Genomic DNA, 13,783 nt, shown 5'->3' with positions numbered 1-13,783 from the left:
TTGTAACTTATGCCTTAGCAAACGTCGTGTGCCAAGACTTACCCGCTTTGCTCGCAAGCACTAATAACGCAGGAACAATCAGGAACATTTGCAGAGCAATCATCACTTGCGACGTTAAATCAAGACGTTGCATGGTACCCACAAGAAGCCCTGAACCGCTCATTTGGAACAAGCCAAGCAGCGCAGCAGCTGTACCCGCACGGTCACCGAAAGGTTCTAGAGCTTTACCTGCCGCAGCACCAAGAATCCAAGCAAAGCCAACTGACGATAAGAAGATCGGTAGCATGAACGCGATTGGAGTAGCGTGCTCAGCAAGCACCAACATAATCACACCCGCTAAGCCCAGCGTCGAGATACCAACCACCAGTGCTTTATAGGTACCAAAACGGTCCATAAATTTAGGTGCAGTAAACGCAGCTGCAATGTTGATGGCCGCATTAACACCAAACCAGAAAGTAAACTCTTTCATGGTCAGGCCTAGGTTTTCCATCAACACAACTGGTGCAGAGGTTACATAAGCGAGGATAACCGCCATCGCCATCAGACACAAGGTTGCGTGGAAAAGGAATGATGGTGTTTTCAATACTGACCAGTATCGCTCAAGCTTGAATACCGCAACCTTTTCTGTCGCAGGGTTAGACTCTTTCATTTGGAAGAATAAGATAGTGCCAACAACGACAGCAAAGACTGCCATAAAGCTAAAGTTCGAGCGCCAACCAAATTGATGTGTTAACCAAGCGCCAAGAATGGGTGCCAAAGCAGGAATAAAACAGATTGCACCATTAAGGTAGCTGATCATACGGCCACTCTTCTCTGGGCCAAATAGATCGCGAACCGTTGCAAAGGCTGCTACAGAAGTCGCACAAGCTCCTAAGCCTTGTAGCAGCCGAGCCATTAGCATCATATCAATCGATTGAGCTGCCCACGCCAAGCAAGCACTCAATGCATAGATACTAACACCTCCCAATGCAACGGTTCGACGTCCTAGCTTATCAGCCAAAGGGCCAGCAAATAATTGCCCGACACCCATGGCGAATAAAAACCAGGTAATCGTATCTTGTGCTAGTGCATGTTCCACGTGAAACGCTGTCGAAATTTGTGGCAGAGCTGGTAGGTAGATATCAATAGCCAGAGGGCTAAATAAAACCAACATTGCCAATAAAGCAACCTGCAGTTTACTAGGGGTTGGAAGCGCGTTAGAAGGCACAAGATTCTCCGAATGAGTTAATTTAGGTGCATAATAACCAACTAAAGATATGAACAAAAATGGCATATACTCATTAGCATTATTCCAAATAGGAAACTCATATGAATATTGAGAAACTATCACGCCTCGACTTAAACCTACTGGTTTGCTTACAGGTTCTGATGGAAGAGCTAAGCGTCACGCGCACCGCACATCGATTGTGTCTGAGTCAATCGGCTGTAAGTAAATCGTTAGCCAAGCTTCGTGAACAATTTAATGACCCTCTTTTCACGCGAAGCGCACATGGCCTGAGACCAACACCGAAAGCTGTTTTCCTTAAGCCTCGCTTAGAAACGTTGATCAACCAACTTGATGTTCTCACTCAGCCTGAGACATTCATTCCCAATAACAGCGACCACAGCTTTCACATCGCTGCCGTTGAGAGTGTTTACCCGCTGATTCTTCCGCACTTCTTACCAGCGATATTTCGACAAGCCCCTAAGGTGAATATCAACACCCACGCTTGGACGGAGCAAACCTTTAAGAAGCTGCAGCTCGGTGAGCTCGATATCGGACTCACAGGTAAAGACATCGACATCAACGACGCACGTTTAACTATGCTGCCGCCAGATGATATTTGCGAGCAAGAGATCTACCGTGACGCGCAGATGTGTGTGCTAAGACGCAACCACCCCGCTCTGAATGGCAAATGGGATCTGGAAACCTACCTTGCACAGCGTCATGTACAAGTAAGATGTGATGGTAACGATCGTTGGCTGCTCGACTATAAGCTTGCCGACCTTGGTCACCAACGTGATATCGCTATTTCTGTTCCAGACTTCAATAGCGCCGCAAGCCTATGTACCTACACCGACTTTGTGTTTACTGCACCAAGCCACTTTACTTACCTCGTCGCCAAGCAACTCGACTTAGTGGTTGTCCCTTTACCGATGGAATTCCCACCGATGGCATACACTCTGTTTTGGCACCGTGACAGAGAAAATGACCCAGCGTTAACTTGGCTACGAGATATCATCAAAGAAAAAACTCTGCACCTTAGATAAAAATGGCGTACAGCGTTTGCAGCAAACGAACAAAAGCGCTAGCTTATTGACCTAATAAGTCCCCTCGCATGTATATCGACTGTGAGTGTTAACAAGGACCCTAATAATAAGGATAAACACAGATGCACAATATCACTGCTGAACGCGTTGCTGCGGTTCGAGCTTGGCTTGAAACAAACAACCTAGATGCCGTTATCATTCCACATGAAGACGAATATCTAGGTGAATACGTTCCTGCTCATAACGAGCGACTTCACTGGTTAACAGGTTTCACTGGCTCTGCTGGTGCGGCAGTTATCACTCGTGAGAACGCTGCTATTTTTGTTGATGGTCGCTACACGGTTCAGGTTCGTAAGCAGGTACCAGCAGAGTTATTTGAGTATCGCCACCTTATTGAAGAGCCGGCTTTAGATTGGATCACCAGTTCTCTAGCACAAGGCAGCAAGGTTGCATTCGACCCACGCATGCACACTGCTGCTTGGTTGAAAGGCGCTCAAGCTAAACTGGCAGAGAAAGTTGAACTAACAACACTATCTTCGAATCCAATTGATGAGCTTTGGTCTGATCGTCCTGAGCCGGTGGTATCTGATGTTCGCTTAATGGCAACAGACGCAGTAGGCCAATCAAGTGAAAGCAAACGTGCGGAGATTGCTGGCTTACTAAAAGCCAAAGGTGCTGATGCCGCTATCCTTACGGAACTCGATTCGATCTGTTGGTTGCTTAACATTCGCGGCTTGGACGTATCTCGCCTACCTGTTGTGTTATCCAATGCGATCATCCACGCCGATGAAAGCGTCGACTTCTTCCTAGACCCAGCTCGTATTCCTACGGGCTTTGAAGCACACGTTGGCAATGGTATTCGCGTATCTCACCCATCAGAGCTTGAAGCACGCCTTCAATCTTTGGAAGGCAAAAATGTATCTGTCGATTCAGGTACCAGTAACGCTTGGTACACGCTGGTTCTACAAAACTCTGGTGCTCATATCATTGAAGCAGCAGACCCATGCCTAATGCCAAAAGCAGCAAAGAATGAAACTGAAATTGCCGGCATGAAAGCGTGTCACATTCGTGATGGTGTTGCGATGGCGAAGTTCCTATCTTGGATTGATGCAGAAGTCACGCAAGGTAATCTGCACAATGAAGCTGTGCTAGCAGACAAAGTTCAATCATTCCGCGAACAAGACCCAACGCTGATGGACCTAAGTTTTGACACGATTTCAGCAGCAGGCGGCAACGCAGCAATGTGTCACTACAACCACGAGAACCAACCTGAACCAGGTCAGTTAGAGATGAATACTCTTTACCTAGTCGATTCAGGCGGTCAGTACCTAGATGGTACAACCGACATCACTCGAACTATCGCGATTGGCCAGCCAAGCGACGAAATGATCCAGCAGTTCACGTTAGCGCTTAAAGGTCACATCGGTATCGCGCGTGCACGTTTCCCGCAGGGTACTCGTGGTTTCCAACTTGATATTCTAGCTCGCCAACACTTATGGGCAGAAGGCTTCGACTACGACCACGGTACTGGTCACGGTGTTGGTCATTTCCTAAGTGTTCATGAAGGTCCGCAAAGTATCTCTAAGAAGCTAATCGATGTACCTCTTGTTGAAGGCATGGTGTTATCAAACGAGCCGGGTTACTACCGTGCAGATGAATTTGGTATCCGTATCGAAAACCTAGAACTGGTGGTTGAGCTGCCAACTCAAGGTGACTTCTCAGTACTAACGTTTGAGTCGCTAACACGTTGCCCTATCGATAAGCGCAACATCAACGTCGATTTACTGACACGACCTGAACTTGCATGGCTTAATGATTACCACCAGAAAGTATGGAACGATGTTAGCCCATTAGTTGAAGGTGATACATTGGAATGGTTACGCCAATCAACCACTCCACTTGCTCATGCTTAATGCTTAGCTAATTCAAACTTAATGAAATGAAAAACGGCTACCTTAGGGTAGCCGTTTATATTTGTCGATTTAACTTCGTCGATGTTTCACGTGGAACATAAATCTGTGTGTTCGCTAACCAGAGTAAGCACTGTGCCAGTCTCGCCACACAGGATCAAAACCACGTTGACGAATCATTGACTCAACATCGGCAGCACTTCGCTCATCACTTATTTCAAATTGCTCGAGTTCTTCTTCATCAGAAGCATAACCACCAGGCTGGGTTTTAGACGCAGCCGACATACTGGTGATTCCCAATGGCAACACATTGTCGCGGAAAGTTGCCGATTCACGGGTCGAAAGGGATAACTCGACCTCAGGATTCAAGAGTCGATATGCGCAGATAAGCTGAACCAGCTGTTTATCGTTCATGATTGATTTAGGCTGTAATCCACCACCAGAGTCTCCACCCTCACACGGACGAAGACGTGGGAATGAAATCGAGTAACGTGTTTGCCAATAAGTACGCTCAAGATAGTCTAAGTGAGCGGCCACGAAGAAACAGTCGGTACGCCAATCTTCCAAGCCAATCAAAGCGCCAATACCTATCTTATCAATACCCGCTTTTGCCAAACGATCGGGCGTTTCGAGCCGGTATTCAAAATCCATTTTATTGCCACGCAAGTGGTGTTCCGCGTAGGTACTTGGGCTATACGTTTCTTGGTAAACCATCACCGCATCTAAGCCGAGAGTTTTAAGCTCTGCGTAGTCATCTTGATCAAGCGGCTGCACTTCCATCGCAAGATAGTTAAATTGTGCCTTAATATTCGGTAGCACTTCACGGAAGTACTTCATCCCGACCTTGGTTTCATGTTCACCGGTGACCAACAAAACGCTATCGAACTTCATCTTTTTGATAGCGGCACTTTCAGCATCGATTTCATCTAAAGTAAGTGTGCGACGCTTAATGCGGTTCTCCATTGAGAAACCACAATACGTGCACGCATTCGCACATAAGTTTGAGAGGTACAATGGAATATACAACGACATTGTATTGCCGAATCGCTTGCGTGTGAGTGCCAACGATTGTTGCGCCATCTGCTCTAAGTAAGGTTCTGCTGCCGGAGAGATAAGAGCCTTAAAGTCTTCCAAGTCGCGTTTAGGTTTACTCAGAGCGCGCTCAACATCCGCTGCCGTTTTACTGAAGATGGACATACCAATGTCATCCCAGTTGAGCTGTTTAAATCGATCAACAAACGTCATAAGGACACTACTCGTCTAGGAATGAAGTTAGCGGACTAGAAGCAACCGCATGAGACACCTGTCCAGCAAGACCAGAAAGGTAAGCCATACGGCCAGCTTCAACTGCCAGTTTAAAAGCAATCGCCATATCAACGGGTTGTTGAGAAGCCGCAATTGCAGTATTAACTAACACGGCATCCGCGCCCATTTCCATTGCACGAGCAGCATGAGATGGCGCACCAATACCAGCGTCAACAATCACAGGGACGTTCGCTTGGTCGATAATGATCTCTAAGAAGTCTGCCGAAGCGATACCTTTGTTCGACCCAATCGGCGCACCTAGCGGCATAACCGCAGCACAACCCACCTCTTCCAATCGTTTACACAACACTGGGTCAGCATGACAGTAAGGCAACACAACAAAGCCATCTTTAACCAGTTGCTCAGCCGCTTTTAATGTCTCAATTGGGTCTGGCATCAAGTACTTTGGATCAGGGTGAATTTCCAGTTTGAGCCAGTTTGTGCCTAGCGCTTCGCGAGCCAAATGCGCAGCAAAGATGGCATCCTTCGCGTTCTTCGCCCCGGAGGTATTTGGTAACAAGTTCACGCCAGCATCAATGATGGGCTGTAAAATATCATCTTGCTCAGAGCGAATATCAACTCTCTTCAACGCCATGGTTGCCAGTTGAGAACCGGAAGCTTCGATAGCACTCGCCATTAAATGTTTATTCGCGAACTTGCCCGTTCCAGTAAAGAGTCGTGATTGAAATGTTTTATCTGCGATAGTTAACATAGTTAGCCTCCTGCAATAGCTTGGAAAAGAGAAATAGCATCGCCTTCATTGACAACCGTTTGTTGCCACTGACTACGCGGGACAACCGCATTATTGATAGCAAAGACACAGCCCAGATCGGGTAATGAAAGCGCTTGGATGATATCCGCTAGAGACGACGATTGTGCAACCTGTTCTGGTTGCTCATTGATAGAGATCGTTATGTTGCTCATTGGGTTTCTTCTTCTAAATAGTTAACTGTAGATGTGCAGCAAACGGGGCATTCACTATCTTGAGTGACACTTAAGTTTTGCCAGTTCATCGTCTGGCCATCAAACAGTTTGAGCTGATGTGTTGCAACTTGGAACTCGCCAGTGCTAATACGTTGAATCGCAGCCAGTGCTTGGAGGTTGCCTATGGTGCCAACAACTGGGCCGATGATGCCGCTATCGCTACAACGTGTCGTTTGTGGATGATGACTGAACGGGAACAAACAGTGATAGCACCCTTTCTGCATCTGATAATCAAAGACAATAAACTGACCTTTCCATCCGATCGCAGAACCAGAAACCAAAGGTGTCTTGCTACCAAAACATGCTTGGTTAACCTGCTGACGTGACTCAAAGTTGTCAGTACAATCCAACACCAAATCAGCGAGCATCACCTCAAGCTCAAGCTGGCTCTGAGTCATTCGCCTATTGATGGTTCTCACTTGGTTTCGACCATTAAGCTCAGTCAGTTTTTGCTTCAGAGCTTCGACCTTAGGCGAACCTAACTGGCTTTCCTTGAACGCAACTTGTCGTTGAAGGTTAGACGAATCCACACAATCATCATCAACTAATACGATTTTCCCGATACCGGAAGCCGCAAGATAGAGAGCCGCAGCATTGCCTAAGCCACCACAACCGATGACCAATACATGGCTGTCTAATAAATTTCGTTGCCCTTGCTCACCCACTTCAGGTAGTGCGAGTTGTCGTTGATAACGAATGAATTCGAAATCACTCAGCATGACTTAGCTCCTGAGTTACCTCATTAGCAGCACTTGTAGAACTGTCAGCCATTAATGCTTCGAAGAACTCAATCACTTGTTTTGGGTCTTCGGCTAACGTAATCGCACGCACAACAGCAAGGCTCGATACCCCACACCTCCACACCTGTGCAGCAGTCGACTGGTCAATTCCACCAATCGCAACCGTCGGATAACCGGTCAGTTCTTCTGTGTATGGGATAGTATCAATCAGCTGCTGATAGAGAGATAAACGCACAAGCCCTTGAGGCTTCGATGGCATCTGCTTAGTGGTGGTTGGGAAAATATGCCCCAGCGCAATATAACTTGGGTTGATTTGCACAATACGTAGCAACTCGTAATAACCATGAGTCGATAGACCGATCTTAATACCAGCTTGGCTCAGTTGAGATAGGTTGGATTCTTCGATGTCCTCTTGACCTAAATGAACACCAAAAGCATCATGCTTGAGTGCTAATTGCCAATAGTCATTGATAAAAACCTGAGCGTTGTGCTCTCTACCAAGTTCGATAGATCGTGCGATTTGTTGTTCTAAATCTGCTTGCTCCGGGTTCTTAATACGCAATTGAGCTGTCTTGATTCCAAGCTTGAGTAGCCTTTCGATCCACTCAACATCGTCAACCACTGGGTATAGTCCTAGGCTACTCTTACTCAGTTCAGGGAACGAAAGTGATGTTCCTTGGTGCGCCCAACCAACACTAATATCCAGTCGCTCATCTTCGAGAACGGGAATAGGAAAGTTTTGATAGTTTGCTGGCCATGTTCCACGTGAAACATTAGATGCTGCGCGAGCCAAAACCAGTGCATCTTCTAATGGGAACTCCAACGCCAACAAAGTAAGTAACCAAGCAAAGTGGCCACGACTATCTAACTCCTGATGAGTTGGAGTTTCACTCTTGATAGCACGATTAGCATCTAGCTGTGACCAGATATCCAATACAGCTGAGTCACCTAAGGCGCCGATATAGATGGTATTCGGAGTTTGTTCCAAGGCATAGCGGATATCAGCAAGCGCCACTGAATGACTGTAATCAACGATATGAGCAAGCTCACTTGAGCGACACTCCGCCAATGAATCAACATCATGAGCAAAACCAATAGATAACGCTTGCTGACCATCAACGATAGAGAAGCATTGAGTTGGGCTTACACCCAACTCAACTGCATCGGTTGCCAAGCCTTGTCGCTTAGCAACCAATAGACAGCTTTGCACCTCTCCCGTTAGCTCAATATTTTGAGATGGGATAAGAATCTTCACTGTCATTATTCCTCTAATTGAGCTTCTTTTGCGCCTACTGCAGGGTGATAAAGTTCAGAGCCAGTATCACGGAACTCTTGTGATTTCTGACGCATCCCTTCCAACGGATTATCAAGCATCTTAATTTCTATAGCCTGATCAGCAGCCACTTGTTCCGTGTCTTTCGCGTACTCTCGAACTTCTTGAGAGATCTTCATTGAACAGAATTTAGGGCCACACATTGAGCAGAAGTGAGCAACCTTGCCCGACTCTTGCGGTAAGGTTTCATCATGGAAAGAGCGCGCAGTTTCCGGATCAAGAGCTAGGTTGAATTGGTCTTCCCAACGGAATTCAAAACGTGCCTTTGATAAAGCGTTATCTCGGATTTGTGCACCCGGATGTCCTTTAGCCAAGTCTGCAGCGTGTGCAGCCAGCTTGTAAGTAATCAGGCCAGTCTTCACATCTTCTTTGTTTGGTAAGCCTAGATGCTCTTTAGGGGTTACATAACAGAGCATCGCACAGCCGTACCAACCAATCATGGCCGCGCCAATTCCAGAGGTAATGTGGTCATAACCGGGGGCAATATCGGTAGTCAATGGACCTAATGTATAGAAAGGTGCTTCATGGCAGTGCTCTAACTGCTCGTCCATGTTCTCTTTAATTAGGTGCATTGGTACATGTCCAGGGCCTTCAATGATCACCTGCACGTCGTATTCCCAAGCAACTTTAGTCAACTCACCCAAAGTACGTAATTCGGAGAATTGAGCTTCATCATTCGCATCAGCAATCGAACCCGGACGTAGACCGTCACCCAATGACAGAGCGACATCGTACTTCGCACAGATCTCACAGATCTCACGGAAGTGGGTATAAAGGAAGCTTTCTTGGTGATGAGCAAGACACCATTTCGCGATGATAGAGCCGCCACGAGAGACAATACCAGTCACACGTTTAGCGGTCATAGGAACGTAGCGAAGCAATAAGCCTGCGTGGATAGTAAAGTAATCAACACCCTGCTCTGCTTGTTCAATCAAAGTATCGCGCATCACTTCCCAGTTAAGGTCTTCGGCTACGCCATTCACTTTCTCAAGCGCCTGATACATAGGAACCGTACCAATCGGCACTGGGCTATTACGTAGGATCCATTCACGAGTCTCGTGGATATTACGGCCAGTAGAAAGATCCATTACGGTATCGCCGCCCCAGCGAGTCGACCATACTAGCTTCTCAACTTCTTCTTCAATCGAAGAGCTTACAGAAGAGTTACCGATATTGGCGTTCACTTTCACTAAGAAGTTTCGGCCAATAATCATAGGTTCTGATTCTGGGTGGTTGATGTTTGAAGGGATGATAGCTCGGCCTTCAGCGACCTCTTTACGCACGAACTCAGGGGTAATTTCTTTTGGCAGGTTTGCGCCAAAGTTATGGCCTGGGTGTTGGTGATTAAGCTGTTCATCAGCGAACTTCTGACGCCCCATGTTCTCACGTATCGCAATGTACTCCATCTCAGGAGTGATAATTCCCTGACGAGCATAATGCAGTTGAGTTACACATTGGTCGCCAGTAGCGCGACGAATTCGAGGCAGGTTTCCGTAACGAAGGTCATCTAGGGTTTCATCTTCTAAACGTTCTTTGGTGTAAACAGAGCTTACATCATCGAGCAATTCCGTATCACCACGCTCTTCAATCCATTGCTCTCGCAACTTAGGAAGGCCACTATAAAGGTCTATTTCATGCGTAGGATCGGTATAAACACCTGAGGTGTCGTAGACATGAATTGGCTCATTAGGTTCGAATACAGGCTCTTTTTTGCTGCCACCAACAAGGCTATCTGCGAGGGATATTTCTCGGACAGGGACTTGAATGTCCGCTCGAGACCCTTGGATGTAAGCTTTTTTTGAGTTTGGATAAGGTTGTACAGATAAAGAATCAATGAAATTCTTCGCTTCCAGTCTTGCTTGTTTACGACTCGACATAGCATTTTTCCTTGGCTTTTAGCCATTATTTATAGGGATAAAAATGCTTGACGGATAAGATGCTACAAGAGGGATCACAGCAAGAAAATGCAGTTGTGATCTGGAGATAGATCTCTAGAAGGATTCTAGTTAGATATCTACTCTTGTTCCCTTCGCAGGTATTAGCCTGATCAGGTTCAACGGATCCCGAGTTAACGGTCTCAGCCATATGGCACTCCGACAAGTACGATCGAGTATATAAAAACGGCTTGGATAAACCAAGCCGAGTTGTTAACAAATCGTAAGAAAGTTTTAAGACTTTATCAGAAGTTGGAAGCCGATCCATGCGGCTGAAATACTGAGAACCACATTGAGCAGTACATTGAGCCCCATCTTGAAGAACGCACCCTGCTGCATAAGAAGCACGTTATCCATCGAAAACGTAGAAAATGTCGTCAGGGCTCCAAGGAAACCAAGACCGATAATTTGTCTCCACGGCTCCGTCGCAACCATCTCATTTTCAAACGCGGCGATGAGCAATCCCATAATCAAAGAGCCAATTACGTTAACAGTCAGCGTACCGTAAGGAAAACCACGCCCTAACATCACAACGCATAACTCTGAAATCAAGTAACGTGAACAAGCACCAAACGCGCCACCGATGGCGATAAAACCTAGAATAGATAACTGACCCATGAATCCTCCCAAACAATAATCCCTATATTCTAGCTTTAACGCCGATAAAAGCGAGGGTAGAAACTAAGAATGCATGCGCAAATATTAAACGTTACAGGTGTCACTTAACTTCAATATATCCCATCAAACCCGTTTTCATGTGTTCTATAACATGACAATGATACATCCAGCGGCCAGGGTTGTCGGCTACAAATGCAGCTTTAGCTCGGCCATTTTTTCCAAGTAACACTGTATCAGTATGGAAAGGTTCTTCAACTTTCTTCCCATCAAGTTCCAATACAGTGAATGTATGGCCGTGAATGTGAATCGGGTGATGATATTGAGTGACGTTCTTAAGATCGAATATATAGGTTTTTCCCAGCTCTAAAGTCGCCAACGGTTCAGGGATATTATCTTTGCTCATCCCCTCCCATGCTCGTTTATTAGTTAGCCAAAACTTAGGCATAGATTTTCCATCTTTAGATACTGGAGAAACCGCCCCTTCCCATTCAAATAAAAAGTCGATTTCTTCTGCATTAGCCAAATCTAAATTGGGCACAGGATTAAGGGGTAAAGAAGGCAGAGAGCGATTCTCAACAAGGGTTGAATCTACAACCTCGAACTCACACAAAGAGAAAGGAAAGCGTCCTTTCATTTGAAGGACGCTAACTCGCCCACCGGCTTTGGGTGCTATCAGTCCAATATCCACTCGCATCCCTGGACCAATTTTATGTTGCGTCAGCTTATAAGGTGTTTTTACAGGGTTACCATCAATGGCAATCACCCATGCCTCAGCCCCTTCGACAGCTATAGGGTAAGTGATCGTATTGTCGACATTAGCGATACGTAGCCTGGTTGTTGCATGTTGTTTTAACTCATAGACAGGCTCATGTATTCCATTAACGCTACTCCACTCTCCTGGCGTACCCATACGAGCACTGAGTCGTGGGATCATTAGATCTTTCCATTGGCCTTTCTTATCTATATGCCAATGTTTAAGCATCAGTGCGTGCTCTTCATCAAACGGCACTGGAATGCTCTCCTCAACGATAATTAGACCAACCAAGCCCATACCAAGCTGCTTAACGCTGTTCATATGTGGGTGATACCAAAACGTGCCAGCATCTGGTGGCGTAAATTCATAAATGAATGTTTCACCTGGCATGATCGGTGGTTGGCTCAAGAAGGGAACCCCATCCATTTCGATAGGAATCCTTAAACCATGCCAATGAATAGTTGTCGGTTCTGATAGCTTGTTGGTAAAACGGATCGTTACCTTTTCACCTTGTCGACATCGAATCGTTGGTGCTGGAATCTGACCATTAAAGCCTAGAATATCAGTCTCAAACCCCGTCACGAGTTCAGCGGTTGAAGGTTCTGCCGTTAAGTCATAAACATACTTTCCTTGTTCATCAACCGACCGTTTCATTGAGCAAGCGGGCAGTACAGTGAGTGCAGATATAGCGAGAGATGATTGAATAAACTTACGACGGGAGATATCCATATTTGTTGCCTTTTAGTAATAACGACTAAAATTTAACAAAATATTGAGAACAGTTCTCATAAAGAAGCGTAGTTTGTGCTGTTGGTTGTTTATAAAAGAGACTGGGATAAGTAAGCACTTACACTTTTAAGGCCAGGTTTTATTAAAAGCAGGAATTACCGACTAATACCAATTAAAGTAAAAATGTGATCTAATTAAGATTGATGAATTATTGTGAAATTTAGCCATGGATAGCCTTAATAACACTGACTTCAAAAAGCTTGCGAGCCAGCAAAAAACCATTCAGATGAAGATGCGTTTACTTGCGCTCGCACACTTTAAAGACGGCCTCTCTCGTACACAAATTGCAAAATCTCTCAAAGTCAGTCGAACCAGTGTCAATAAATGGGTTCGGATTTTTTTTGAAGAAGGCCTAGAAGGACTTCAAGAAAAACCTCGGACTGGTAGGCCTGCATACCTCACCGATGAGCAGCGGGCTCAACTCAGTGCCTTCATAAAAAAAGAAGCTGAATCACCTTCTGGTGGCCGCCTTGTTGGAAGCGATATACATGACTACATCGTTAAACACTTTGACAAGCACTACCACCCTAATTCCATCTATTATCTCCTCGACCACATGGGTTTTTCTTGGATAACTTCTCGTTCCAAACACCCTAAACAATCACAGCAAATACAAGACGATTTTAAAAAAATTCCAAATCGAAACGATCCTTAAGATCCCCGGCCATATTGGGCTAGAGAGTGTTGATGTCTGGTTTCAAGACGAAGCTAGGTTTGGTCAGCAGAACACAACAACACGTCTTTGGGCTACTCGTGGAACGAGACCTCGCGTAGTAAAACAGCAGCAATTTGAATACGCTTATTTGTTTGGCTCAGTGTGCCCATCGAGAGGGATTGGTGAGGCAATGGTCGTCCCTTGGGTTAACAAAGACATCATGATAAACCATCTAGAGCAGATATCTAAAGTCACAGAAAAAGACCGTCATTCAGTGGTAATAATGGATGGCGCAGGATGGCATACCGATGATATTGCTAACCCATTTGATAATGTCAGTATTATCAAATTGCCGCCATACTCACCAGAGCTTAACCCTATAGAGCAAGTGTGGAGTTGGTTAAGGCAACACTATCTAGCAAACCAAAACTTCATTGATTATAACGATATTGTTTCGAAGGTCTGTAGCGCTTGGAATGGATTTCTTGAGTGCAAAGATCGCGTCACAAAA

General features: G+C 45.7%; 12 protein-coding genes and 1 riboswitch. Of the genes, 3 read left to right on the top strand and 9 right to left on the bottom strand.

Translation table 11 applies throughout. The annotated features are described in order from the left end of the window. Positions 1–7: 7 nt before the first annotated feature. Entirely contained in the window at positions 8–1,207 is a 1,200-nt protein-coding gene (locus AB4329_RS21205) for a multidrug effflux MFS transporter (protein WP_372126438.1), read from the bottom strand. Between the two features lie 101 nt (positions 1,208–1,308). Here AB4329_RS21205 and AB4329_RS21200 point away from each other — a divergent pair, with 101 nt between their 5' ends. Next, positions 1,309–2,250 carry a LysR substrate-binding domain-containing protein gene (locus tag AB4329_RS21200; protein ID WP_017061320.1) on the top strand — a complete coding sequence of 314 codons (942 nt, stop codon included), beginning with the start codon at positions 1,309–1,311 and terminating at the stop codon, positions 2,248–2,250. Between the two features lie 122 nt (positions 2,251–2,372). Continuing rightward, positions 2,373–4,163 (top strand): aminopeptidase P family protein, encoded by a 1,791-nt coding sequence (locus AB4329_RS21195; RefSeq protein WP_102393433.1) that lies wholly within the window; start codon positions 2,373–2,375, stop codon positions 4,161–4,163. Positions 4,164–4,277: 114 nt separating this feature from the next. Here the strand turns inward: AB4329_RS21195 and thiH are convergent, their stop codons facing one another. The 8 genes from thiH to AB4329_RS21155 all read right to left on the bottom strand — a co-directional run bounded on the left by thiH (position 4,278) and on the right by AB4329_RS21155 (position 12,557). After that, positions 4,278–5,405 carry a 2-iminoacetate synthase ThiH gene (gene thiH / locus AB4329_RS21190; RefSeq protein ID WP_372139231.1) on the bottom strand — a complete coding sequence of 376 codons (1,128 nt, stop codon included), beginning with the start codon at positions 5,403–5,405 and terminating at the stop codon, positions 4,278–4,280. Between the two features lie 7 nt (positions 5,406–5,412). Next, positions 5,413–6,177: a thiazole synthase gene (locus AB4329_RS21185; RefSeq protein ID WP_017067772.1), complete on the bottom strand. Its 765-nt coding sequence runs from the start codon at positions 6,175–6,177 to the stop codon at positions 5,413–5,415. 2 nt (positions 6,178–6,179) lie between these two features. Then, on the bottom strand, positions 6,180–6,389 hold the full coding sequence (gene thiS / locus AB4329_RS21180) for a sulfur carrier protein ThiS (protein ID WP_048610390.1): 210 nt from the start codon (positions 6,387–6,389) through the stop codon (positions 6,180–6,182). Continuing rightward, on the bottom strand, positions 6,386–7,168 hold the full coding sequence (locus AB4329_RS21175) for a ThiF family adenylyltransferase (protein ID WP_372139230.1): 783 nt from the start codon (positions 7,166–7,168) through the stop codon (positions 6,386–6,388). Before AB4329_RS21175 ends, thiS begins: the two co-directional genes overlap by 4 nt. Beyond that, positions 7,158–8,450, bottom strand: coding sequence for a thiamine phosphate synthase (locus tag AB4329_RS21170; RefSeq protein ID WP_017072446.1), 1,293 nt, complete (start codon positions 8,448–8,450; stop codon positions 7,158–7,160). The genes AB4329_RS21175 and AB4329_RS21170 overlap by 11 nt, the downstream gene beginning before the upstream one ends. Further along, positions 8,450–10,399: a phosphomethylpyrimidine synthase ThiC gene (gene thiC / locus AB4329_RS21165; RefSeq protein ID WP_102333086.1), complete on the bottom strand. Its 1,950-nt coding sequence runs from the start codon at positions 10,397–10,399 to the stop codon at positions 8,450–8,452. The genes AB4329_RS21170 and thiC overlap by 1 nt, the downstream gene beginning before the upstream one ends. Positions 10,400–10,529: 130 nt before the next feature. Next, a riboswitch (TPP riboswitch) is annotated at positions 10,530–10,628 on the bottom strand. A 62-nt stretch (positions 10,629–10,690) separates the two neighbouring features. Next, positions 10,691–11,074: a fluoride efflux transporter CrcB gene (gene crcB / locus AB4329_RS21160; RefSeq protein WP_004736665.1), complete on the bottom strand. Its 384-nt coding sequence runs from the start codon at positions 11,072–11,074 to the stop codon at positions 10,691–10,693. A 100-nt stretch (positions 11,075–11,174) separates the two neighbouring features. Continuing rightward, positions 11,175–12,557, bottom strand: coding sequence for a multicopper oxidase family protein (locus tag AB4329_RS21155; RefSeq protein WP_372098575.1), 1,383 nt, complete (start codon positions 12,555–12,557; stop codon positions 11,175–11,177). 226 nt (positions 12,558–12,783) lie between these two features. Between AB4329_RS21155 and AB4329_RS21150 the strand changes: the two genes are divergently transcribed. Next, positions 12,784–13,783, top strand: a protein-coding gene (locus AB4329_RS21150) for an IS630 family transposase (protein ID WP_371725673.1) whose coding sequence is annotated in 2 segments (ribosomal slippage) — positions 12,784–13,242 and positions 13,244–13,783 — 999 coding nt annotated over the 2 segments. Because the reading frame shifts where the segments join, the coding sequence is not laid out codon by codon here. This gene is flagged as partial in the annotation.

The sequence above is a fragment of the Vibrio sp. 10N.261.54.A5 genome (assembly GCF_041471145.1).
In the GTDB taxonomy this organism is placed as follows: Bacteria; Pseudomonadota; Gammaproteobacteria; order Enterobacterales; family Vibrionaceae; genus Vibrio; species Vibrio crassostreae_C.
This window is presented reverse-complemented; position numbering and strand designations above follow the sequence as displayed.